This is a genomic window from Lysobacter korlensis (genome assembly GCF_042434515.1).
Genome location: NZ_JBHLTG010000005.1, coordinates 99,442 through 122,265, shown reverse-complemented (window position 1 = coordinate 122,265; position 22,824 = coordinate 99,442). Strand labels below are relative to the sequence as shown.

Genomic DNA, 22,824 nt, shown 5'->3' with positions numbered 1-22,824 from the left:
GACCTTGTCCGGAACAGCTGCACTGGCTGCACCCGCCGCGGCGACCACTCGTCGCCGCGGCGGGCTCCAGATACTTCGAGGGCTCGCTCGGCCCGACTTCATCGTCGGGGCGCTGCTGGTGGCGTTCTGGGCCTTCTGCGCGCTGTTCCCGACCGTCCTGACCTCGGCCGACCCGATCCGGATCCTCGAGGGCGGCCTCACCATCCTCGGTGAGCCGCTGGCGCCGGGGACCGGGTCGTTCGTGCTCGGCACCGACTCCCTCGGCCGCGACTTCTTCGCCCGGATCGTCCACGGCGCCCGGGTCGCCATGATCATCGCGCTCGTCCCGAACGCGATCGCGCTCGTGTTCGCGACGATGGTCGGCGTCCTCGCCGGCGTCATGCGCGGCAAGGTCGAGTACGTGCTCATGCGGATCACGGAGGCGATCATGGTGCTTCCCGGCTTCCTCATCGCCATGGCTGTCATCTCCACCTTCGGCTCGTCGACCACCGTCCTCATCCTCACGATCGTCGCGTTCTCCTGGACCTACACCGCACGGGTCATCTACGGCGAGACGCTCCGGCTCCGCGAGATGCTCTTCGTCGAGGCGGCGCTCTCCGTCGGGGCGGGCAGGTGGCGGATCGCCGCGACCCACATCGTGCCGCACCTGAAGCCCCTCCTGGTCGTCTACTTCACGATGAACGCGGCCTTCATGGTGCTGCTGGAGGCGGGGCTCGGGTTCCTCGGATTCGGCATCCAGCCCCCCACGCCCTCGTGGGGACTCATGCTCGCCGAGGCGAGGGACCAGTTCTTCTACCCGTGGCTGATCATCGTGCCCGGGCTCTGTCTCGCCAGCCTCAGCATCGGCTTCTACCTCCTCGGACAGGGGATCCAGAACGCCGGCCGGCCCGCCGAGAAGGCGGTCGTGCTGTGAAGCCCAAGGTCCGGTATGTGCTCAGCCGCATCGTCGGACTGCTGCTGACGCTCTTCGCCGTCTTCACCTTCACGTTCGCACTCACGTTCGCCGTCCCGCAGGATCCGGCCCGCTCCGTGGTCGGACCGAAGGGAACCCCCGAGCAGATCGAGATCGTGCGTGAGGAGCTCGGGCTCAACGACCCTATCCCTGTCCAGTACGTCCGGTACCTCGGCAACGTGGCGACCGCTGATCTGGGGTACTCCTACGCACAGCGCCGACCGGTCGTCGAGATCATCAGCGAACGTCTGCCGTTCACTGCGGCGCTCGCCGCGGGCGCCATTCTCTTCCAGATCGGGGTCGGCGTCCCGATCGGGCTGCTCGCCGCCGCACGCGCGGGGAAGACGTTCGACCGCGTCAGCCTCGCCGGTTCCCTGATGGTCATCGCGCTGCCCGGGTTCTGGGTCGGACTCGTGCTGCTCTTCCTCCTGGCCTACACGTGGCCGATATTCCCGCTCGGCGGCACTGGGAGCTTCCTATCCATCGTGCTGCCCTCCATCACCCTCGGGTTGGCGGGAGCTGCGTGGACCAGCCGGATCATGCGCTCGGAGGCCTACGAGTTCCTGCGGAGCGATGTGGTGCGAGGCCTTCGTGCGAAGGGGATGTCGCCGCGCCGGATCCTCCTGGTCCACACGCTCCGGGCGGCATCGGGGCCGGTGCTGACGATGCTCGCGATCGACCTCGGGTACTTCCTCGGGGGAGCCGTGCTGATCGAGTCGGTGTTCTCCTGGCCGGGCATCGGACTCACCTCGTTCCAGGCGCTCCGCCAGAACGACATTCCGCTGCTGATGGGGTGCGTGATCGTCGGATCCGTCTTCATCCTGGTCCTCAACCTTCTCGCCGACCTCATCCGACTGAAAGTCGATCCCCGTGTCACCATCTAATAGATCGGTTCGCGACCCGCGGCCGGAGACGGCCGATCCGGCGGACGGCGCCGGGCTCGAGGTGCGCGGGCTCCGGGTGTCGATCGGCTCGGGCGGCAATTCGGTCGATCTGATCGACGGAGTCGACCTGTCGCTCGCGCCCGGGAGGCGTCTCGCCCTGGTCGGTGAATCGGGGTCTGGCAAGAGCCTGACCGCGACGGCGCTGATGGGGCTCGTCGACTACCCGCTCCGGTCGAAGGCGGACGTGCTGCGGCTGGGCGGCGTGGACCTCGCGCGACTCTCGCCGCAGCAGTGGAGGAAGGTGCGCGGGCCGCTCGTCTCCATGGTGCAGCAGGACCCGCTCACGGCACTCTCGCCGGTGTTCTCCGCCGGCAGTCAGGTCGCCGAGGCGGCGAGGTCGCGGACCCGCGACCGGAAGCAGGCGTGGGCCCAGGCGATCGAGCGCATGCGCGAGGTCGGCATCCCAGACCCTGCGATCCGCGCGAACGATTACCCACACCAGCTCTCGGGTGGCTTACGCCAGCGTGTCGCCATCGCGATGGCTCTGGCGAGTGAGCCCAGCCTGATGATCGCGGACGAACCCACCACCGCGCTCGACGTCACGGTGCAGGCCCAGATCATCGAGCTGCTCAGAACCCTGTCCGAGCAGCGCGGCATGAGCGTCGTGTTCATCACCCACGATCTCGGTATCGTCCCCGGCTTCGCGCACGAGCTCGCCGTCATGTATGCCGGACGCATCGTCGAGACCGGCGCCGCCGACACGGTGCTCTCCGTGCCTCGTCACCCCTACACCCACGCGCTCATCGCGTCGCAGCCGGGCCTCGACCCCTCGAGTCCCAAACGCCGACTGCCGACCATCCCGGGTTCCCCCCCGCTCGCGAAGGCGAGACCGCCGGGATGCCCGTTCGCCCCGCGGTGTCCTCTCGCGCTCGAGATCTGCACGAAGGCCGTGCCGGAGTTGCGACTCGTCGACGAGCGGCTTGTGGCGTGCCACCGCGCCGAAGAGGCGCCGGAACTGCTGGGGGCACCCGCATGATGCTCGAGGTCACCGGACTTCGCCACGAGTTCGCGACGCCCCGAGGTCCGCTCCATGCGGTCCGCGGGGTCGATCTGCGGGTGCGGCCGGGAGAGACGCTCGCGATCGTCGGAGAATCAGGATCCGGGAAGTCCACCACCGCCCGAGCCATCGCCCGCCTGATCGAGCCGACCGATGGCAGCGTGCTCCTCGATGGGGAAGACCTTCTCAAGGCGAACAACCGGCGGATGTTCGATCTCCGGCGCAGAATCCAGTTCGTGTTCCAGGACCCCTACTCCTCGCTCGATCCGCGGCGCACCATCCGGCAGGCGATCCGCGAGCCGTTGGATGTGCATCGGGTCGGCACCCGGCGTGAGCGGGACCAGAAGGTGGCGGAGCTCCTCCAGCTGGTGGGTCTCAGCACGGAGTACCAGCACTCGCTCCCATCGGCGCTGTCCGGCGGTCAGCGGCAGCGGGTGGCGATCGCGCGCGCGCTGGCCCTCGAGCCGGAGTTCGTGATCTGCGACGAGGCCGTGTCCGCACTGGACGTCTCGATCCAGGCGCAGGTGCTCAACCTCATCCGCGACCTGCAGGAACGCCTCGGGGTCGGCTTCATCTTCATCACGCATGACCTCGCGGTCGTCAGTGAGATCGCGGACTACGTCGCCGTCATGTACCTGGGCCGCGTCGTCGAGACGGGGACGAGGGAGGAGGTCCTCGGCAACCCACAGCATCCGTACACCCAGGCGCTGCTGTCCGCGGCGCCGGGGCTCCGCAGCCTCACCGAGCGGATCGTGCTGCAGGGGGAGTCGCCGTCGGCCCTGAACCCGCCGAGCGGCTGCGCCTTCCGTCTGCGCTGCCCCCGCGCGCAGGGGCTGTGCGAGCGGGACGACCCCGTGCTCGCGCCGGTGTGGACCGGCGGGACGCAGCTGGCAGCATGCCACTTCCCCGGAGAGCTCACACTTGAGGAGCGCACACGGTGACCGTCGTGAAGGCGGCGTTCATCGGCTTCGGCTGGTTCGCGGAGCTGCTCATGACGCGCGTGTTCGCCGACGTGCCAGAGCTCGAGGTGGTCGCGGTCGTCGACCCGTCGGAGGAGCGTCGGAAGCGCGCCGAGGAGATGGGGCTGGCGGCTGTGCAGTCGATGGATGAGCTTCCCGCCGGCTGCGACGCCGTGGTCGTGCTCACGCCGCACGACACGCACCGCGGCATCGTGGAGGCCGCTGCGCGGAAGGGGCTCCACGTCTTCTGCGAGAAGGCGTTCGCCGTCACATCGGACGACTGCCTGGCGATGATCGACGCCTGCCGCGCCGCGGGGGTGGTGCTGACCGTCGGTCACATGCAGAAGCTGTTCCCCACCCACGCGCGAGCCGTCGAGCTGGCACGCGGCGGGAACTATGGCGACGTGATGGCGATCCAGGTGGCAGGCTCCCACTGGTGTCCGGTGATGCCGGGCTGGTGGAGGAGCAAGGAGTCGTGCGGCGGCCTGCTGTACTGGACCGGCATCCATGACCTCGACACGATGCGAGCGATGACCGGATCGGACGTCGCAAGCGTGATGGCCATGGCCGGACCCAAGACGGACGACTACACCGAGTACGAGGACTCGATCTCCGTGACGCTTCGCTACGAGAACGGCGCGGTGGCGTCGCTGCTCGTCGCGGAGCACGACCCCCTCCGCACCTTCGAGGAGGCGTTCCAGATCTCCGTGCTCCTCGAGCGCGGCTCCATCCACGTGGACCCGGGCACCGGCAGGGTGACCCACGCCTCGCGGGAGGGGCAGGAGCGATCCGCGGCTGCGACGCTCGAGTCCTTCGGCAGTTTCGAAGGGCTCGAAGAGCACGCTTACCGGGAGGAGTTCCGGGCGTTCGCGCAGCGGGTGCTCTCCGGTGACCGGGACGACCCCACCGCCGAGGACGGCCTCCGCTGCGTCGAGACACTCGAGGCGATCTATGCGTCGCTCCAGAGCGGCCAGGTCACCGCCGTCGTGAAGCACCCATTCTGATTCCGGATCCAGACAACCATCCAGTCGAGAGAGGAGACACGTTTGCGATCTGTGGGGCAGCCGAGCAGCTCCGGCACGGAAGCGGGGATCCTCGGGCTTCGTGTCCTGGTCACCGGTGCGGCCTCCGGAATCGGTCTGGCGACGGCCTCAGAGCTGGTCAGCCGCGGCGCGCACGTCGTCGGGGTGGATCTCAGGAGCTCGTCGGGGCTGTTCGAGTGCCTGAGCGCAGACCTCACGCAGATGGCGAGCGTCGAAGCGGCGGTCGCGACGGCGGTCGAACTGCTCGGGGGACTCGACGGGGTCGTGAGCAACGCCGGGATCGGCGCCTCCGGCACGATCGTGGACAACGACGATGCGGAGTGGCGCGCAGTGGTGGACGTCAACGTGATGGGGTTCGTCCGCCTGATGCGGACCGCGCTGCCGCACCTGCGCCGCTCGAGCCGCGCATCGGTCGTCACCACGTGCTCGGTCGTCGCCGAAGTCGGCCTGCCGAACAGGGCGGTGTACACGGCCAGCAAGGGAGCGCTGCAGGCGCTCACCATCTCGCTGGCGGCCGATCTGATCGCCGAAGGCATCCGGGTGAACGCGGTGTCGCCCGGCACCACGGACACCCCGTGGGTCGCCCGTCTGCTCGAAGCGACCGACGATCCCCAGTCCCAGCGGGCGTCGCTCGAATCGCGTCAGCCCTCGGGCCGGCTGATCGAACCGCGCGAGGTGGCGCACGCGATCGCATATCTGCTCGACAGCCGCTCCAGCTCCACCACCGGGGAGGTCCTGCATGTCGACGCCGGACTGACCCGCCTGCGGGTTCCGCCCGCACAGCGAGTGCCGCAGTGAGCGGGGGTCCCGCCTGATGCTGGAGCGTTCCGTCGCCGAGGAATGGGTGGCGGCAGGCGACTCGCTCGGCGAAAGCCCTCGCTACGACCGGCGCGGCAACGCGATCCGCTGGATCGACATCGACACCGGTGAGCGGAAGGCGGCGGGGCTCGCCGGATCCGAAGTCACCACCGAGCGGTTCCCGGCACCGCTCGGCGCGCACGAGATCGGAGTGCGGGCGGATGCGGTCGCCGTCGGCGGATCCTGGTTCGCCATCGACCGCGCTGACGGCTCGAGCCGGAGGATCGGTTCGCTCGACCGCCCCGGCATCCGGTTCAACGACTCCGGTGTGGATTCACGTGGCCGTCTGTGGTCGGCCACCATGCGGGAGGACGAGGGAATGACCGGGCCGCCGCTGGGCGCGCTCCACCTCGTCACCAGCGAGGGGCTCGATCCGAAGCTCGACGGGCTCACGGCGGGCAATGGACTCGGATGGACGCCAGCCGACGACGTCCTGTACCTCGTCAACTCGGGGCCCAACCACGTGCTGCGCATTCCGTTCGACCCGGTGTCGGCCGCGCTCGGTGTTCCGGACATCTGGCTCGACGCCGGCGGCGAGGACGTCGACGGCCTCGCAGTCGACAGCGCGGGCGGTGTATGGGTTGCCGTGTGGGGCGCCGGCGAGCTCCGCCGGTACAACGCCGAGGCGGAACTCGTCGCCGTGCTGGAGGTGCCGGCCGCCCAGGTGACGGCGGCATGCTTCGCCGGACCGGACCTGCGGACCGTGGTCATCACCACCGCGGCCCGGGACCAGCACGCCGGCACCGCGGGATCGCTCTTCCGGGCGACCGTTCCGATCCCCGGACGGCCGGCTCCGCTGTGGCGGGGGTACTGATGCTGACGAAGGGGAGTGCCTCGGTGTTCATTCGCGAGCTGCCGGAGCAGGACGGCTGGGTTCTCGGCACGGAGCACTCGCTGTACGCCATCGGATTGGGTGAGGACGGGCTTCCGGTGCAGCGCTACTGGGGGCCGACGCTGCCGGAGCAGGACTGGCCGCGGATGCTCGGCAGCACCACGCCGCGCTGGAGGACGAGCTCATCCCGGCCCTCCGAGGCCGACGACGAGGTGCTCGCGGCCGGCGGCCTGCGGTGGGGCGCGGTCGGTCTCCAGCTCGAGTTCCCGGACGGCCGCAACGAGCTGGAACTCCGGTTCACCGGCTCTGCGGTGGAGCGTGCCCCGGACGAGGCGACCCTGACCCTGACGCTCGAGGACCGCTTCTCTCCCGTCGCGGTCCGGCTTCGCTCCCGCGTCCACTCCGGCCACGACGTGATCGAGCGGTGGCTCGAGCTCGAGCACGGCGGGACGCCCGATGAGCACGTACTGGTCCGCCGGCTGGATTCGGCCAACTGGCCGCTTCCCGAACAGGACCGCTACCGCGTCTCGTCGGTGCATGGGCATTGGGGCGCCGAGAACCAGCTCGTGCGTGCGGAGCTGCCGTTCGGCGAGCTCGGCTTCACCAGCCGGACCGGGACCACCGGGCACCACGCCAACCCCTGGCTGATGATCGACGACGGCAGCGCGCGGGAGGAGTCCGGCCGCGTGTGGGCGGTGACGCTGGCGTGGAGCGGCAGCTGGCGGATGATCGCGCAGCGGCGTCCGGAGGGCGGGGTGTCGGTGACGGCGGGAGCCGGGCACGAGAGCGTCACCCGCCGGCTGCGCGGCGGCGAGGTGGTCGGCACCCCGTCCAGCTACGGGATCGTCACGGAGGGCGGCTTCGGAGCGACGTCCCGGAAGCTGCACACGTTCAGCACTCGCCGGCTTCGCCCGACCACCGGGGCGCTCCAGCCGGTGCTCTACAACTCGTGGGAGGCGACGGAATTCTCCGTGACCGAGGGGGGTCAGATGGCGCTCGCCGACAGGGCCGCCGCCATCGGCGCGGAGCTGTTCGTGGTGGATGACGGCTGGTTCGGCCGCCGCACTCACGACAAGGCCGGTCTCGGTGACTGGTACCCCAATCCGGAGAAGTTCCCGGACGGCCTGCACGCGCTGGTCGCACACGTGCGGAGCCGGTCGATGAAGTTCGGGCTGTGGGTCGAACCTGAGATGGTGAACCGCGACAGCGACCTGTACGCGGCGCATCCGGACTGGGTGCTGCACTTCCGCAACCTCACCCGACGCGAGCTGCGCAATCAGCTCGTCCTGAACTTCGCCCGCGACGACGTGCGGGAGTGGGCGTGGGGATGGCTGTCGTCGCTGGTGACCGAGTACGACATCGACTACCTGAAGTGGGACATGAACCGTCCCTTCTCGCAGGCGGGATGGCCGGAGAACACCGAGGACCCGGGCTCGCTGTGGTCCGGTCACACGGAGGCGGTCTACTCGATCATGGAGCGGCTGCGCGAACTGAAGCCCTCCCTGCTCATCGAGTCGTGCAGCGGCGGCGGCGGGCGCGTCGATCTCGGGATGATGCGCCGGGTGGACATGTTCTGGACGTCCGACAACACGGACGCCCTGGACCGGCAGTCGATTCAGCACGGCTTCTCGCAGGTGTATCCGGCCACGACCATGTCGAACTGGGTCACCGATTCGCCGAACCCGCTCACCGGCCGCGACATCCCGCTCAGCTATCGGTTCCACGTCGCGATGGCAGGCACCCTCGGCATCGGCGGGAACCTCCTCGAGTGGAGCGACGACGACCTGCGAGCCGCGGCCGAGCTGACGGCGCAGTACAAGACCATCCGCGACGCCGTGCAGTTCGGCGATCTCTACCGGCTCGGCGGTGAGTCGGGGGTCGACCTCTCGGCCGTGCAGTATGTGCTCGAGGGCCGGGTGGTGGTGCTCGCATACGAACCGCGCCGTTCGCTCGGCAGCGGACGCCGCCTGTTCCGGCTCGCCGGGCTCGACCCGGACGCCGCGTATGTGGACGAACAGACCGGCGACCGATTCAGCGGCCGGTGGCTGATGGTGCAGGGGATCGACCTGTGGCGGGGTGCGGACACGAACCCGAGGAGCGGCACTGTCCGCTTCTCCCGCGCCGACTTCTGCAGCAGCCTGATCACCCTCGACCGAGAGGATGGCGCAGCATGAGCATCGGACCGCCCAGAATCAGCCTTCCCGCGTCCGATAGCATCGGCACGCAGCCACGGAACCTGATTGGACGGCGGAACTGATGACCACTCAGGCAGACGCACCGACACGTCAGCGTCACGCTCCCGAAGTCAGACGAGCGCTCATCTTGAAGGCGGCGCAGGACATCATCGCGGAGCACGGCTATCCGGCTGCGTCGGCGCGAACGGTCGCGGCGCGGTGCGGGATCTCCCCGGGCACGCTGACCTATCACTTCCCGAGCATCGATGCGTTGCTCGGCGCGGCGCTGCGAGAGGCGTCGATCGGCTACACCAATTCCGCGATCCGGTCCGCGCGGTCCGTTTCGGGCGCACACGACCGTTTGATGTGCCTCATCGACGCCGCTCTGCCGTCGAGCGCCAAATCCCTGCGCAACTGGCGCCTCTGGATCGAGTATTGGGCGCGGGCCTCCCATCTGCCGGATCTTGCCGCCCTCCATTCCGAACGGTACGCCGAATGGCGCTCCACGTTCGCTGAGACCGTCGCAGAGGGGGTCGAGTCGGGAGAGTTCCGTGCTGTTGATCCCGGCTCCACCGCGCTGACGCTCGTCGCCCTGCTCGACGGACTCGGGCTCCAGACGGTGATCGGCGACTCCGCGGTCAGTGTCTCGACCGCTCGCGCCGTCCTGGACGACTACGTCTCGTCGCTCCGGGCCTGAGCAGCGCGAGGTCGTGATGAACACCGAGTGGCGCGGAAAGCCTGCCGCTCAGCAGCCCGTCCTCCGAGCCGATCGGTGACCAGTTGACCGTGACGACGATGCGGCCGCCCGACGCCGTGTTCATCCAGGCCCGGCCAGACGGTGCATTCGAGCCGGCCGCCGACCGGGGGGGCCGATGGCACGCCGGCGGCGCAGTGCTCGAGTACACCGGGACCGGGGATGCCCGCCTCGTCGCTGCGGACACGGTCTCGCGCCTTGCGCTGCGGTGGACATCCGGTGTGCCCGAGCGCTCCCGCGTCTTCGCCGACGCGTGGGAGCGGACCTACGGGGACTCCGGCTGGACGGGGATCCGTCCCGACCGGGCACTGCCCTGGTTCTGGCTCGCGCACGACGAATTCACGGGCACGACGATCGGGGCGGGCGTTGCCACCGGTCCCGGTGCCTGGGCCTCCTGGACCGTCGACGTCGACGGGGTGACGCTGTGGCTCGATGCCCGGTCAGGTCAACGGGGGCTTCAGCCGGGGGATCGCGAGGTGGAGCTCGCGACGGTCCTCTGGCTCGAGTCAGGGAGCACACCGTTCGCCGCGCAGACCGAGCTGACTGCTGCGATGGCGCCGCAGGCTCCGGTGGCGGTCGGTCCGGTCGTCGGTTCGAACAACTGGTACTACGCGTATGGGCATGGGTTCGACGCGGACGCCGTGGTGCAGGACGCCCGGACCATCGTCGAGCTGGCGGGCGGCCACCCGGTGCGGCCGTTCGCCGTCATCGATGCGGGGTGGGGCGTCGGGGACGGCTCGGCCGACGGCGGTCCCTTCGACCGCGGGAAGGGCAGCTTCCGCGACATGTCGGGCGTGGCCGACCGGATCCGGAGCGAGGGCGCCCGGCCCGGCCTGTGGTACCGCCCGCTCCTCACGCGAGAGCGGTCGCCGCTCGCGCACGACGTGCCGCTCGACCTGGGGTTCCCGCTCGACCCGAGCCTGCCCGGCACGCTCGCGCAGGTGCGCGACGATCTCGTCCGGTTCCGGGGCTGGGGCTATGAGCTGGTGAAGCACGACTTCTCCACGTTCGACGTCACGGGGGCCTTCGCGCCGGCCTTCGGCGCCCGGATGGGCTCCGGTGCGATCACGTTCGCCGACCGCACCCGCACCACCGCGGAGATCCTGCTGGACTTCTACCGGGTCATCGCGGATGCCGCGGGTGACGCTGTGGTGATCGGATGCAATACCGTCGGACACCTGGCGGCGGGGCTCGTCGCGGTGAACCGGATCGGCGACGACACCTCCGGCAAGCAGTGGGAGCGGACCCGGCGCATGGGAGTGAACGCGCTCGCGATGCGGCTCGCCCAGCATGGCCGCTTCTTCACGGCAGATGCGGACTGCGTGCCCGCAACGCCGACGACGCCGTGGGAGCTGAACCGGCGATTCCTCGAGCTGGTGGCGGCGTCGGGCACCGCACTCTTCCTCTCCCTGGATCCGGCTTCCCTCAGCCCGGAGGTCCGGCGGGACGTCGCGGACGCCGTGGCCGTCGCCCTGGACGGCGGGGTCGACGGCGGCGTGGAACCGCTCGATCAGCTGTACTCCACCACACCGCGACGGTGGAGGGTCGGCGACGAGGAGCGCGTCGTCGACTGGTCAGACCGGATGGGCGCCGAGCCATTCGTGCACGGAGTGGCGTGATCCCGCGCTAACGGTGCGCGGCGAGACCCGCTCTCGCCGTCCCCCACGAGGAGAGCCGGCCACGGACGATCGGGTCCCGCACCGAGTCCAGGGCTTCCTCGTACGCCCGCCCCATGAACGGGCCCATCGGAATCCGCGCCCCGCGTTCCGCGGACTCGACCGCGGCCTGCACCATCGCGAGGCTCCACACGTTCGAGTGGATGTCGCCGTAGGGCGTCGCTCCGGTGCGAAGCGCGGACAAGAAGCCGGCCAGTGCACCCGCGATCTCCTCGGGAGCGGCCGAATCCTCCTGCATCGCGAGTTGCGACGCCTGCTCCGCTGCCGCGCCGTCGACTGCGGGCGCGGAGAGCCCGTCCCAGGTGGCGGAGCCGCCCGCGCCGCGGGCAGTCCACTGCCCGTTCCAGGATGTCGGGAGGCCCTCGTTGCACCAGGACCCCGTGAAGACGAACCGCGTTCCGTGCTCCATCTCGAACACCGCGACCGCCGCTGCGTCCCCGTCGTACCAGCTCCACGTCGGATTGAACTCCTCGCAGTACACCGCAACGGGGTCGGCCGACAGGAGGTGACGGCAGGCGTCGAACGCGTGGATCGCCATGTCGAGGAGCAGCGGATGCTGCATCCGGTCACGGAACCCGCCGAAGTGCGGCCCCGTCTGGAAGTCGGTCGTCACCATGGCGATGTCCCCCAGTCCGCTCACGGCCGCTCTGAACTGGTTCAGCGAGCGGAAGTAGCGGCGCGACTGACTGGTCATCACCAGCCGCCCGGCGACTTCCGCCGCAGCCGCGAGCACCAGCGCATCGCCGACCGTCGGCACGATCGGCTTCTCGCAGAGCACCGGAAGACCGAGCCCCAGGGCCTCGAGGTTGACCGGGAGGTGAGCTTCCGGCACGGTCACGTTCACGACCGCATCCACGGGGATGGCGCCGACGACCTCAGTGAGCGACGTGCCCAAACGGAGGTCGGACCGGCCGATCGACTCGGCGGCGGCCTGTGCGACGGAGCGGTCGAGGTCGACGAGGCCGACCAGTTCCGTGTCGGGATCGCCGTGGAGCAGCCGAAGCCAGTGGCGGCCCATGCCACCGGCGCCGATGAGTGCGACCCGGACCGGCCCTCCGCTCGTCGGCCGCCGATCGAAATACGTCATCTGTGCGGCGTGAGCCGGAAGCTGCGGGTCATGAATCCGTAGTACTCGCCCTGACCCTTCCCTACCACGTAGTCGCCGGAGAAGATCATCCACCCGCCGGCCCCGTCGGCGTCGAGCCATGTCGGCGGAACCTGCGGGAGATAGGGCGTGTGCGGGTACTCCCAGCTCGGGTCGTGGTGCACCAGGCCCCACGGTCCCCACGGCGTCGGGCCCTCGAGCACCATCAGCTCGGCGCGCTTGTCCCAGGTCTCGATCGCGATGTCTCTCGGGGTGCTGAACGTGTGCGGAACGGAATCCGTGCCGTAGGTGAGCAGGAAGCGGTCGATGGGCGCGCTGTACGTCATGGTCGGGTGGCCGATGCGGCCGGGGTCGCGGAGAATCGGCCGTGCCCTTGCCTCGTCCTTCGACCATTCGGGGGTATCGAGAGCGCCGGCGCCCTCGCCGTTCGACGCGAAGAACTCCCACGTGGAGCGGTCCTGAACGCTCGCGATCGGGGCGCGGGCCAGGAAGATGTTGTCCCCGGTCTCCCAATTCCGGTCGTTGGAGATCGCGTACACGAACTCGCCGAACCGCTCGGGGACACCCGAATAGCCGGGCCCGAAGGCGACGAACGCCAGCCCGGCGAAACGCTCCCCGAGGAAGTAGGTCTCCGGTCCGTCCTCCGGGGACGGCACGTTCTGCCAGGTCTTCCCCTGGTCATCGGAGTACATCAGCGCGACAACGCCTCCGTGGGCGGAGATCAGGTTCGCGATCTTGAAGTCGTTCTCAAATCCGGGCGCGTCGAAGTCGTAGTCGTACGCCGCGACGTAGATGCGGTCCCCGATCCCCAGTGCGCCGTCCACGTACCGTCGGCACCGCATCCCCGCAGGGCGGACGAGCTCGGGGAACTGCGTGACCAGACTGACCGTGTGATTCGGGGGAGTGCCCTCCACGCGCATGAGCTGCGCGAAGTTCACGGGGCTGCCGAAGTTGGCGCCGTCGTCGTCGACGGTGTAGATCGTGCCGTCCGCCGTCCACGTGTTCCAGTGCATGTCGCTGTTGGTGCCGGGATAGCGGCTCGACTCCGACGTCCACTCCAGCCCCGAGAAGAGGCGGCTCCGCGGGAAGCGCTGTGTCGTGGGCTGGTGCTCGGTCATTGAACGGTTCCTTCCCGAAACGGCGTCAGGCACAACTTACCGTACGGTCGTACGAGGTTCAACGAGTGCGCCGGATCATTCCACGAAGTTTTCGTCGGAACGTACGATTACCCTCGTCAGCGTGGCTCTCAGCGTGGCGCGGGCGAGGCCGCGGCCGGTCGCGCTCGCTGCGAACCGGTCCCGGAGCGGCGCCGACCCCGCCACGTCGACCGTGGCGGCTCGTGAGGAGCGATCAGAATGCGGCCCTATCTGGAGCTGCTGCGCCTGCCAGGAATTCTGCGCATCACCGCGGCACAGCTCGCCGCGCGGGTGCCCCTCGGCATGCTCAGCCTCGCGATACTGCTCCACGTCGAGATGCAAGCGGGCTCGTACGCGGTCGCCGGGGGCGTTGTGGCACTGGTGAGTCTCGGCAAGGCCGTGGTCGTGCCCGTGACGAGCAGACTGACCGCTCACTTCGGCGTTTCGCGCACTCTCGTCGTGGCGGCAGCCGTGAACGCCGCCGCGATGGTGGCATTGGTTGCGGCCCCGCCGGCGCTGCCGCTCCTGCTGGGTCTCGGGCTGCTGATCGGCGGGTCGGAGCCGCCGCTGATGCCCGTGGTGCGGGCCCTGTATCCCCGGCTCGTGCCGCAGGAACGGGTTCCCGTCCTTTTCGCGCTCGACGTCACGGCGCAGGAGTTGATCTGGATCATGGGGCCGGTCGTGGCGGCCGGCCTTGCCGCCACCGCATCGCCTGGATCGGTCCTGATCGCGTGCGCCGTGATCACCTTGGCCGGGACGCTCTGGTTCGTCGCCAGCCCGCAGGTGCGCGGATTCCGTCCTCCGGTCAATCCGCTCGCATTCGGCCGCTCCCTGCTGCACGGCACGGTGGCGCTCGCGATGGTGGCGAGCTTCCTCCTGATGGCGTCGTTCATGTCGCTCGAGGTCGGCATCATCGCGCGGTTCGACGGCGCGGAGCTCTTCGCGGGCATCGCGCTCGCAGCCGCGAGCGCCGGATCCCTTGTCGGTGGCATCGCTCTTGGGCACAGGCGGATGGCGGTTCCCGGCTTGGCGGCGGCTCTGGGAGTGGTTGCCCTGGGCACCGGCCTGGCTGGGGTCGCCGACGCCTTCCCGCTGCTGCTTCTCGCCATGTTCTTGTCCGGCGTCGGCTTCGCACCGGCGCTGGCCGCGATGTACTCCATGGTCTCGGCTGTCGTCGCCGGAAGCGCGGCCACCGAGGTGTTCGGCTGGCTGACGACCGCCGCGCTCGTCGGCGCGGCGGCGGGGACCGCGCTGGGTGGCGTCCTCAGTGACGTGCACGGTCCTGCGGGGGCCTACCTGGCGGCAGCCATCCTGGCTGTCGCAGCTGCGGCGAGCCCGGGCGTCGCCCGTCTGGCCGGACCGGTGAGCGGCCTTTCCCCCTCCACGGGGAAGGCGGCGTAGTCGGAACTGGTGTCGACGGAGCCGCCTTCCGCCGACGACGTTGGAACTGTGCAGACCGGCCAGCAGGTCCCGCTCGGCCTCCACCAGGCTCGGGCCGAACCGAACGGTGCGCTCATCCACGACGTCGGCCGATCCCGCCGAGGCGAGGGAGTACGCGCCCGGTGGGAGACTTGCCACCGGAGGAACGATGACCGGCAACCCGACGATGAACGACGTGGCCCGAGAGGCAGGCGTCGCCCTGAAGACGGTGTCGCGCTTCGTCAACGGTGAGACGAACATCAACCCGGTGCTCGCGGGGCGGATCGCCGACGCCATCTCGACCCTCGGGTACCGCCGCAACCTTGCCGCGGCGAGCATCCGGCCGGGCTGGACCAGCAAGACGATCGGGCTGATCATCAGCGACCTCGCGAATCCGTACTATTCGGCACTGACGAGCGCGATCGAGTCCTTCGCGCGGGAGCGCGGATACCTGGTCATCAGCTCGAGCTCCGACGAGCTGGGCACTCAGCACGATCGCCTCGTGGACCGGCTGATGGAGCAGCGCGTCGACGGTCTGATCGTGGTGCCGCCGAGGGACCCGGGCCGGCCGTGGAGCGCGGTGACACCGCCCATCCCGCCGCTCGTGTTCGTGGACCGCCCCGCGGATTTCCCTCAGGCCGACGTGATTCTCGCCGACAATGCCGGCGGGGCCCGGGCCGCCACCGCTGAGCTGCTCGCCCACGGGCGGAGGAGGGTCGCGTTCGTCGGCGACGCGCTCGGCATCTCCACGATGCGCGAACGCCACGCCGGTTACCGTGCGGCCCTCGAGGATGTCGGGATCGCGGCGGATGAGACGATCGTCCGCACCGATGCCCACAGCAGCCGGCAGGCCGCCGTGGCTGTGGCGGAGCTGCTGGCAAAGACGGACATCGATGCCGTGTTCGCCGCGAACAACCGGGCATCGGTCGGTGCTCTGCTCGCGTTCCGGGATGCCGGCCGCCGGCTGCCGCTGATCGGGTTCGACGACTTCGAGGCCGCGCTGGTGAGCTCCCCAGGAGTGTCGGTGGTGAGCCACGACATCGTCGAGATGGGCCGGCGAGCAGCCGAGCTGACCCTCGACCGGCTGGCCGGCTCCGACCGGGAGCCCGCCACCATCGTGCTGCCCACCCGGCTCGTGCTGCGCGGGTCGGAACGGATCTAGGCCGGCGTCAGAGCCTGACCGCCGCGCCGTCCGCGTGCGAGCGGAGCGCCGCGCGGTAGATCTCGTGGGTGATCACGGCTTCCTCCGGGCGCGCAGTGCCGAATCGGTGGCCGAGCAGGCCTTCCCGCTCAGCGAGGAAGACAGCCCACATCTGCAGGATCGAGTCGGAGAACCCGAACTCGAAGTTGGGGCCCGTCACGGTCGGCCACACGGATCGGCTGCCCGCATCGAGCCGCTGCCAGGCCTGCTCACGGCCGATGCCGGGGATGTCGGCCATCGTGAACACCTCGACGCGCTTGGGGTTTTTCGTGCTGAATCGCACCCCGCCTCCGAGACCGACGGCCTCGAATTCCCAGGTGTTCTTCTCGCCGGGGTCGATGCGCTTGGTCGCGACGGTCAGCGGAAACCGGACCCCCTCGTGCGTCGCCCAGCAGTGCAGCACCGCGTTGTCCCAGGTGTCGCAGGGGACCAGGACGCCGTCCGGGCCCGGCCGTTCCGGGACGATGTTCTGCAGCACGGCGTAGATCTGGTCCGGCGTCCAGCCCAGCCGGAGCGGGATGTGCCAGGTGTGGAGCCCCAGGTCGTTGAGTACGCCCGCTTCGCCGCAGAACCGGGCCTGCCGCTTCCAGCTGATCGGCTTGGTGACGTCGACATCGCTGGAGTGCAGGAAGCTGCTGCGCGCTTCCACGATGGTGCCCAGGGCACCGCTGCGCACATAGTCGATGGCCCATTGCGCCCCGGGGAAGAACGGCATCTCGCTGGAGCACCGGACGAAGCTTCCGGGTTCGGCGGCGATCTCCTCAAGAATCGCGCCCGCAGCGGCGGCGTCGATGCCGAACGGCTTCTCTGCGAGCAGCGCTTTGCCCGAGGCGATCACGTCGGTGTAGATCCCCTGGTGCAGATCGTGTCGGACCGCCACGTAGACCACATCGATGCTGCTGTCGGAGAGCAGATCGCGGTAGTCGGTCGCCTTGGTGGTCACGGTGTCGATCTCATCGAACCAGTCGAGGGCGGCGGGATCGATGTCGCATACGGCGGTCAGGCGCGGTCGGACCGGGTGATCGATCAGCGCGGGCCACCGCTGGAGCGCCGCGGCGATCTCCCGGCCCATCAGGCCGCCTCCGATGATGCCGATGTTGACCTCGCGAGCGGTCATGCGTCCGCCCCGTCCACGATGGCGAGCGCCTCGTCGACGCTCGCGGATCGGTGCAGCACCGCCAGAAGCGCGGACGTGATTCCGGCAGGTCTCTCATGCTGGATGACGTTGCGGCCGTAGACGATTCCCCGTGCCCCCTGAGCGAGCAAGCGGACCGTCCGCTCCAGCAGGGTGCGATCGTCCACCCGTCCGCCCCCGCGCACCAGCACGGGGACGTCGCCCGCCACCTCGATCACCCTGGAGTAGTCGGCCACGTCGTCGGTGGGGTCCGCCTTGATGAGATCGGCGCCGAGCTCTCGCGCCTGGCGGACGAGGGTCACGATCTTCGTCACATCGCCGTCGACGGTGTAGCCGCCCCCTGCCGCGGCGTTGTCCTGCATGACGAGCGGTTCGATCATGAGCGGCATCCCGTATCTCGTGGCCTGCTCGCGAAGGGCCATGATCGAGACGATGTTCGCCTCGCGGATGTCGGGGCGGCCAGGCAGCTGCATCAGGTTCGCGCACACTGCGACGGCGTCGAGACGGACGGCCTCCTCGATCGCGTTCGGCACGTGGTGGCTGAAGAGGTGCTCGTCGAGCGGATCGCCGTACACGTTGGCGACGTCCGCACGCAGCACGAGAGCCGGCTTCTGTCTGCCAGGGATGGACTGGAGCAGCCGCGCGTGGCCGAGGGTCAGCTGCACGGCGTCCGGGCCGGCCGAGACGAGGGTGCGCACCACCTCGGCCATGTTCTCGATCCCGGGAAGGAACGACGCCTCCCCGAAGAAACCGTGGTCGACCGCGACATCAAGCGCCCTCCCCGATGTCGCGTGAAAGAGCCTGTTGAGACGGTACTGGGACATGCCTGCTCGTCTTCCGTTCCGGATGCGGTCGCCCGCCGCTGCTTCTGCTCGCGGTGGGACTGTGCCAGAGTAGGTCCGACGAGATAACGTTGTCTAGCCCGTGGGCACGCCCGCACCGACCCGCCGACTGCCGAAGGGACGCGCCGTGTATTCGATCGCTGTGGCGGGCCACATCTGCGTCGATCTGACGCCTGAACTCCATGCCGGCGGCGAGCCGGCCCCAGGTCAGCTGGTGGAAGTGGGACCGCTGTCCATCCGGGTGGGCGGCAGCGTTGCGAACACCGGTCTTGTGCTTGCCGACCTGGGCGCCGAGGTGACTCCCTACACGACGATCGGCGCAGATGGACTCGGCGCGCTGCTCACCGGCGAGCTGCAAGGCCGTGGCCTCGACACGAGCCACGTCGTGGTGTCACCGGAGGGAGCGACCTCGTACAGCGTCGTCGTCGAACGACCGGGGCAGGATCGCACCTTCTGGCATCACACCGGCGCAAACATCCTGTTCGACGGGGCGGATGTCGACTCCGGATCCTCCGACATCCTGCACGTCGGGTACCCGCCCCTGCTCCCGGCGCTCGTTGCCGGTGGCGGCGCGCCGCTCGCCGGGCTGCTCGCCCGGTCACACGCGGCAGGGGGAACGACATCGGTCGACCTCTCCGTGGTGGATCCCGACTCGGCGGCGGGTGCCGCGGACTGGGACGCCATCCTCAACGCGATGTGCGCCCACACCGACGTGCTGAGCCCCAGCCTCGACGACCTGACGTCCGCACTGCGGATCGAGGAGGGGTTCTCGGTCGCCCTGGTCGACCGGCTGGCCGCCCGGTTCCTCACCGCAGGCGTCGCGGTGGTCGCCATTTCGGCCGGCCCGCACGGGCTGTTCATCCGGACCGGGACGGCGGCGAGGTTCCGATCGTCCGGCCGCGCGCTCGCCGGCGTCGCCCACTGGGCGGAACGCAGCCTCGACGTGCCCCCGGTGGCCGTCGACGACGTGGTGACCACGAATGGTGCGGGAGATGCTGCGAGCGCGGGCCTGCTGTTCGCGATCGCGATCGGGGCGAGCCTCGAGGAGGCCGGAAGGATCTCGGCGGCCTGCTCCGCGGCGGTGATCCAGGGCCGCCGCGCGACGCCCGCGACGATCGCCACGCTCACGCCCGGGCTCGGCGGTCTCCTGGCGGCCGGCCGATGACCCCAGACACCCCTCAGCGTGGAGGAACCCGAATGGAACCAATCCTGCTCCCGGCCAATCAGCCGCCCGCCCGCTTCTACCGGGGCGGTGCGGCGATCTCCGCCTTCCGGCACGACCCGCCGGCCCCGCCGAACACCCCGGAGGACTGGGTCGGCTCCACGACCAGCGTCCGCGGCAAAGCCCCCGAGGGGATGACCCGGCTGGAGAACGGCCACCTCCTCGCCGACGCGATCGAGGCGGACCCCCTCGCCTACCTCGGACCAGACCACGTCGCGGCGTTCGGCTCGGACACCAGACTGCTGGTGAAGCTCCTCGACGCCGGGCAGCGCCTGCCCGTCCACGCCCACCCGGACGGCGGATTCGCCTCCCGGCATGTCTCGGCTGCGCACGGCAAGGCCGAGGCCTGGTACATCCTGTCGGCCGGAGTGGTTCATCTCGGATTGAGCCGCGACGTCTCAGGTCGCGAACTCGGCGAGCTGGTCGCCGGGCAGCACACCGACACCCTGCTCGGCCTGCTGCATCAGTTCGACGTGCAGCCACACGACACCGTGTATGTGCCGCCCGGGGTGCTGCACGCCATCGGGTCGGGCATTCTGCTCGCCGAGGTGCAGGAGCCGGAGGACCTGTCGATCCTGCTCGAATGGAACGGATTCGACCTCGATGGCGAGGCGGACGGCCACCTCGGTCTCGGATTCGACGTCGCACTGGAGGCGGTCGACCGCCGCGGGCGCTCCCGGAACCAGATCCTCGAACTGGTCCGACGGGGGGTGTCCGACGGTCCGGCCCTCGTGCCGGACGCGGCGCCGTACTTCCGGCTCGACCGGGTTTCCGGACCCCTGGACTTCCCGGCGGGCTTTGCGATCGTGCTCGCCGTCGCAGGCGAGTCCCTGCTCACCCTGGAGGAGAGACCCGTTCGCCGCCTGCCGGCCGGGAGCACGACCTTGGTGCCGTTCGCAGCCGGTCCGATGCGCATCGAGACAGACGGCTCGGTGCTGGTGGCCCGGCCGCCCGCCACGCAGTGAACACCGCACCGACGCCACCAAGCAACGAGGAGGAGATCCCCATGCAATCCCGGCCCGCACGATCAGGAGGCTCGAACATGAGTGAAGCGTCCATCCTCGACCTCGCCGGCAGGTGGCGGCTCGGCTGGCAGGACCCACGGCGCGGCGATCTGGCCTATGCGGAGTCGCCGGCGGATGAGCAGCTCGACTGGCTCGAGGCCGTCGTCCCCGGCGAAGTGCATCGAGACCTTGAACGGCAGGGCATACTCGAGCCGATCGAGCTCGGCCTTGGCGCACTCGCGGCACAGTGGGTCGACCGCGCCACCTGGATCTTCGTCCGGGACGTCGAAATCCACGCCGTGCCGGCGAGCGCACAGCTCGTCTTCGAGCGGCTCGAGCTCGGTGCAACGGTGTACCTCAACGGCGTCCTGGTCGGCACGCAGGTCACGGCGTTCCTGCCGATGCGCGTCGAGGTCGCGGAGCACCTCCACATCGGATCGAACCGCTTGCGCGTGGAACTGGATGCGGGTCAGCATGCGGTGACCGAGCTGCCGGCGGTCGGGTACCGGCGCTCGGTCCTGCAGGGGCCGGACAAGCGGCAGTGGCTCCGGACCGGGCAATCCCAGTTCGGATGGGACTGGTCACCGCGCCTCCTCACGATTGGAATCACCGGGCCGGTGCGACTCGAGCTCCGGGACCTGGCCCTGCGGCTCGCCGAAGTCGTGCCCGTCGTCGAGGTCGCCGACGACCATGCGATCGCAACGGTCACCACGCGGGTGTTCCTCGCCAACGACTCGAACGCGCCGGTCGCGACGACCGTGCGAGTCGAGCTCGATGGGCAGCAGCAGCGCGTCGAGGTGATGGTGGAGCCGGGGGAGTCCCGCGTCGACGTGGTGACCAGGGTGGAACGGCCCGAGCTGTGGTGGCCGCGAGGGATGGGCGCGCAGCCGCTGCATCCGCTCGTCGTCGAGGTGGCGGGCGACGGCGCGGGGTCCGCGGAGCGACGGGAGTTGCGCATCGGCCTGCGCTCCATGGTGGTGGACCAGTCGGCGGCGCCCGATCGCGGCACCCTGTTCCGAATCGTCGTGAACGGGGTGCCGTTCTTCGCGAAGGGCGGCAACTGGGTGCCGATCTCGCTCACCCCGAACCCGGTGCCGGTCGACCTGCTGGATGCGCAGCTGGCCCGCGCGGTCGAAGCGAACTTCACCATGCTGCGGGTCTGGGGTGGCGGCGACTATGAGACCGAGGAGTTCTACGACCGCTGCGACGAGCTCGGCATCGTCGTCTGGCAGGACCTGATCTTCGCGTGCGCCCGCTATCCGATGCGCGTGGACTGGTTCCGGAAGCTCGTCGAGGCGGAGGTGCGCCACCAGGTGCGCCGGCTGGCGAAGCACCCGAGCCTCGCCATCTGGGCGGGTGACAACGAGAACGCGTGGATCGGACAGGACTCGGTCCCACCTGGCCCACTCGTGCCGCTGATCGACGGCATCCCCGTCAAGGAGTTCGAGGCCGACCATGCGTGGTTCGAGCGTGAGGCGATCGACCTCGCCGCGGAGGAGGACCCCACCCGGCTCTTCTGGCCCAGCTCCCCGTGGTCGCCCACCGGCCCGGACCACAACGCCGGCCACGAGGGCGATCAGCACCCGTGGAGCATCGGGTTCGGCGATGTCGACTTCCGCAAGTACCGCGACATCGACGCCCGATTCCCCAACGAGGGCGGTCTGCTCGGCCCGAGCACCATGCCGACGATCCTGGAGTCACTGCCCGAGGGCCATCGCTTCTACAACTCCTTCGCGTGGAAGACCCACGAGAACGAGATGGTCATGCGGTACCAGCCGAACCGCTACGACGGGCTGTTGAAGGAATGGACCGGCCGCGACGCCGCCTCGATCCCTCTCGAGGAGTGGGTCTACTGGTCCGGCCTGCTCCACGGCGAAGCCCTCACCGAGTACGTCGACAACTTCCGGCGCCGCTCCACGACGACCGGTTCCGCGGTGTTCTGGATGTACAACGACTGCTGGCCGACCGTGCGCAGCTGGACCATCGTCGACTACCGGGCGCGCCGCACCGCGTCCTTCCACCCGGTGCGCCGCGCGTTCGCGCCGGTGCGGGTCGGGATCGTCGACGCCGCCGTGAGCGGTGCGGCAGGTGCCACGGTGTGGGTGCACAACGACACGCCGTCGGACCTCGCGCTCGAGCTCGAAGCTGGGACGATGGCATTCGCCGGCCCGGTCGACACCACTCGGAGCGCGGTGACCGTCCCGGCGCGCGCGGTGCGTGAAGTGGCGCACGTCGCGCCGCCGAGCGGCGACCCGCTCGCTTCCGCCTATGTCGCAGTGCTTCGCGATGGCGACCGCGTCGTGAGCCGGAACCGGCTGCTTCCGGGTCGCTACTCCGACCTCCCACTGGCCGGCGCCGACGTGCGCGTCCGGGTCGAGCCGCTCGCGGGAGGGGAGGGCGAGGCGGTGTTCGAGTCCGACGTTTTCGTGCTCGGTGTCGCGCTCGACCTCGAGGGGGACAACGACCTCGCCGACGACTTCTTCGACCTGTATCCGGGGATGCCGCATCGCATCCAGTGGTCAGACCCCACCCCGCCGGTCATCCTGTTCACCGGCAACGGCTGAGGAACTC

At 69.7% G+C, this 22,824-nt stretch carries 19 protein-coding genes; 15 read left to right on the top strand and 4 right to left on the bottom strand.

Annotation, left to right across the window (positions count from 1 at the left end; all coding sequences use genetic code 11):
* Positions 1–4 precede the first annotated feature (4 nt).
* The 10 genes from ACFFGH_RS19920 (at position 5) to ACFFGH_RS19875 (ending at position 11,132) form a co-directional block, all read left to right on the top strand.
* A complete protein-coding gene (locus tag ACFFGH_RS19920; protein ID WP_386671558.1) occupies positions 5–913 on the top strand; it encodes an ABC transporter permease in 909 nt (302 codons plus the stop codon).
* The gene (locus tag ACFFGH_RS19915) at positions 910–1,836 is read left to right on the top strand and encodes an ABC transporter permease (protein WP_386671555.1); all 927 of its coding nucleotides are present in this window, start codon (positions 910–912) and stop codon (positions 1,834–1,836) included. Before ACFFGH_RS19920 ends, ACFFGH_RS19915 begins: the two co-directional genes overlap by 4 nt.
* Positions 1,823–2,872, top strand: a complete 1,050-nt coding sequence (locus ACFFGH_RS19910; protein WP_386671553.1) for an ABC transporter ATP-binding protein — start codon at positions 1,823–1,825, stop codon at positions 2,870–2,872. Before ACFFGH_RS19915 ends, ACFFGH_RS19910 begins: the two co-directional genes overlap by 14 nt.
* Complete coding sequence (locus ACFFGH_RS19905; RefSeq protein WP_386671551.1) at positions 2,869–3,834, top strand: ABC transporter ATP-binding protein; 966 nt, start codon at positions 2,869–2,871, stop codon at positions 3,832–3,834. Before ACFFGH_RS19910 ends, ACFFGH_RS19905 begins: the two co-directional genes overlap by 4 nt.
* Positions 3,831–4,856 (top strand): Gfo/Idh/MocA family protein, encoded by a 1,026-nt coding sequence (locus ACFFGH_RS19900; protein WP_386671550.1) that lies wholly within the window; start codon positions 3,831–3,833, stop codon positions 4,854–4,856. The genes ACFFGH_RS19905 and ACFFGH_RS19900 overlap by 4 nt, the downstream gene beginning before the upstream one ends.
* Before the next feature lie 51 nt (positions 4,857–4,907).
* Positions 4,908–5,693 (top strand): SDR family NAD(P)-dependent oxidoreductase, encoded by a 786-nt coding sequence (locus tag ACFFGH_RS19895; protein WP_386672419.1) that lies wholly within the window; start codon positions 4,908–4,910, stop codon positions 5,691–5,693.
* Positions 5,694–5,709: 16 nt separating this feature from the next.
* Positions 5,710–6,567, top strand: coding sequence for an SMP-30/gluconolactonase/LRE family protein (locus ACFFGH_RS19890; protein WP_386671548.1), 858 nt, complete (start codon positions 5,710–5,712; stop codon positions 6,565–6,567).
* Entirely contained in the window at positions 6,567–8,759 is a 2,193-nt protein-coding gene (locus ACFFGH_RS19885; RefSeq protein WP_386671546.1) for an alpha-galactosidase, read from the top strand. The genes ACFFGH_RS19890 and ACFFGH_RS19885 overlap by 1 nt, the downstream gene beginning before the upstream one ends.
* A gap of 82 nt (positions 8,760–8,841) precedes the next feature.
* Complete coding sequence (locus ACFFGH_RS19880) at positions 8,842–9,456, top strand: TetR/AcrR family transcriptional regulator (protein WP_386671544.1); 615 nt, start codon at positions 8,842–8,844, stop codon at positions 9,454–9,456.
* A gap of 89 nt (positions 9,457–9,545) precedes the next feature.
* Positions 9,546–11,132, top strand: coding sequence for an alpha-amylase family protein (locus ACFFGH_RS19875; RefSeq protein WP_386671542.1), 1,587 nt, complete (start codon positions 9,546–9,548; stop codon positions 11,130–11,132).
* A gap of 7 nt (positions 11,133–11,139) precedes the next feature.
* On the opposite strand, the gene ACFFGH_RS19870 is transcribed toward ACFFGH_RS19875, so the two are convergent.
* Positions 11,140–12,276 (bottom strand): Gfo/Idh/MocA family protein, encoded by a 1,137-nt coding sequence (locus tag ACFFGH_RS19870; protein WP_386671540.1) that lies wholly within the window; start codon positions 12,274–12,276, stop codon positions 11,140–11,142.
* The gene (locus ACFFGH_RS19865; RefSeq protein ID WP_386671538.1) at positions 12,273–13,412 is read right to left on the bottom strand and encodes a DUF4185 domain-containing protein; all 1,140 of its coding nucleotides are present in this window, start codon (positions 13,410–13,412) and stop codon (positions 12,273–12,275) included. The genes ACFFGH_RS19870 and ACFFGH_RS19865 overlap by 4 nt, the downstream gene beginning before the upstream one ends.
* A 237-nt stretch (positions 13,413–13,649) precedes the next feature.
* On the opposite strand from ACFFGH_RS19865, the gene ACFFGH_RS19860 reads away from it, so the two are divergent.
* Both ACFFGH_RS19860 and ACFFGH_RS19855 read left to right on the top strand, forming a co-directional pair.
* On the top strand, positions 13,650–14,831 hold the full coding sequence (locus tag ACFFGH_RS19860; protein ID WP_386671536.1) for an MFS transporter: 1,182 nt from the start codon (positions 13,650–13,652) through the stop codon (positions 14,829–14,831).
* Between the two features lie 187 nt (positions 14,832–15,018).
* Positions 15,019–16,011: a LacI family DNA-binding transcriptional regulator gene (locus ACFFGH_RS19855; RefSeq protein WP_386671534.1), complete on the top strand. Its 993-nt coding sequence runs from the start codon at positions 15,019–15,021 to the stop codon at positions 16,009–16,011.
* 7 nt (positions 16,012–16,018) lie between these two features.
* Here ACFFGH_RS19855 and ACFFGH_RS19850 read toward each other — a convergent pair whose 3' ends face one another.
* Both ACFFGH_RS19850 and ACFFGH_RS19845 read right to left on the bottom strand, forming a co-directional pair.
* A complete protein-coding gene (locus ACFFGH_RS19850) occupies positions 16,019–17,167 on the bottom strand; it encodes a Gfo/Idh/MocA family protein (protein WP_386671532.1) in 1,149 nt (382 codons plus the stop codon).
* Positions 17,164–18,009 carry a class I fructose-bisphosphate aldolase gene (locus ACFFGH_RS19845; protein WP_386671530.1) on the bottom strand — a complete coding sequence of 282 codons (846 nt, stop codon included), beginning with the start codon at positions 18,007–18,009 and terminating at the stop codon, positions 17,164–17,166. The genes ACFFGH_RS19850 and ACFFGH_RS19845 overlap by 4 nt, the downstream gene beginning before the upstream one ends.
* A gap of 145 nt (positions 18,010–18,154) precedes the next feature.
* On the opposite strand from ACFFGH_RS19845, the gene ACFFGH_RS19840 reads away from it, so the two are divergent.
* From ACFFGH_RS19840 to ACFFGH_RS19830, 3 genes are all read left to right on the top strand, one after another.
* Positions 18,155–19,192 carry a carbohydrate kinase family protein gene (locus tag ACFFGH_RS19840; protein WP_386671528.1) on the top strand — a complete coding sequence of 346 codons (1,038 nt, stop codon included), beginning with the start codon at positions 18,155–18,157 and terminating at the stop codon, positions 19,190–19,192.
* A gap of 32 nt (positions 19,193–19,224) precedes the next feature.
* The gene (locus ACFFGH_RS19835; RefSeq protein ID WP_386671526.1) at positions 19,225–20,214 is read left to right on the top strand and encodes a class I mannose-6-phosphate isomerase; all 990 of its coding nucleotides are present in this window, start codon (positions 19,225–19,227) and stop codon (positions 20,212–20,214) included.
* Between the two features lie 77 nt (positions 20,215–20,291).
* Positions 20,292–22,817: a glycoside hydrolase family 2 protein gene (locus ACFFGH_RS19830; protein WP_386671524.1), complete on the top strand. Its 2,526-nt coding sequence runs from the start codon at positions 20,292–20,294 to the stop codon at positions 22,815–22,817.
* Positions 22,818–22,824 lie beyond the last annotated feature (7 nt).

Coding starts and splice junctions, on each gene's coding strand:
- ACFFGH_RS19905 (WP_386671551.1), top strand. CDS start 2,869: ATGATGCTCGAGGTCACCGGACTTCGCCACGAGTTCGCGACGCCCCGA.
- ACFFGH_RS19890 (WP_386671548.1), top strand. CDS start 5,710: ATGCTGGAGCGTTCCGTCGCCGAGGAATGGGTGGCGGCAGGCGACTCG.
- ACFFGH_RS19885 (WP_386671546.1), top strand. CDS start 6,567: ATGCTGACGAAGGGGAGTGCCTCGGTGTTCATTCGCGAGCTGCCGGAG.
- ACFFGH_RS19880 (WP_386671544.1), top strand. CDS start 8,842: ATGACCACTCAGGCAGACGCACCGACACGTCAGCGTCACGCTCCCGAA.
- ACFFGH_RS19870 (WP_386671540.1), bottom strand. CDS start 12,276: ATGACGTATTTCGATCGGCGGCCGACGAGCGGAGGGCCGGTCCGGGTC.
- ACFFGH_RS19865 (WP_386671538.1), bottom strand. CDS start 13,412: ATGACCGAGCACCAGCCCACGACACAGCGCTTCCCGCGGAGCCGCCTC.
- ACFFGH_RS19860 (WP_386671536.1), top strand. CDS start 13,650: ATGCGGCCCTATCTGGAGCTGCTGCGCCTGCCAGGAATTCTGCGCATC.
- ACFFGH_RS19855 (WP_386671534.1), top strand. CDS start 15,019: ATGACCGGCAACCCGACGATGAACGACGTGGCCCGAGAGGCAGGCGTC.
- ACFFGH_RS19850 (WP_386671532.1), bottom strand. CDS start 17,167: ATGACCGCTCGCGAGGTCAACATCGGCATCATCGGAGGCGGCCTGATG.
- ACFFGH_RS19845 (WP_386671530.1), bottom strand. CDS start 18,009: ATGTCCCAGTACCGTCTCAACAGGCTCTTTCACGCGACATCGGGGAGG.
- ACFFGH_RS19835 (WP_386671526.1), top strand. CDS start 19,225: ATGGAACCAATCCTGCTCCCGGCCAATCAGCCGCCCGCCCGCTTCTAC.
- ACFFGH_RS19830 (WP_386671524.1), top strand. CDS start 20,292: ATGAGTGAAGCGTCCATCCTCGACCTCGCCGGCAGGTGGCGGCTCGGC.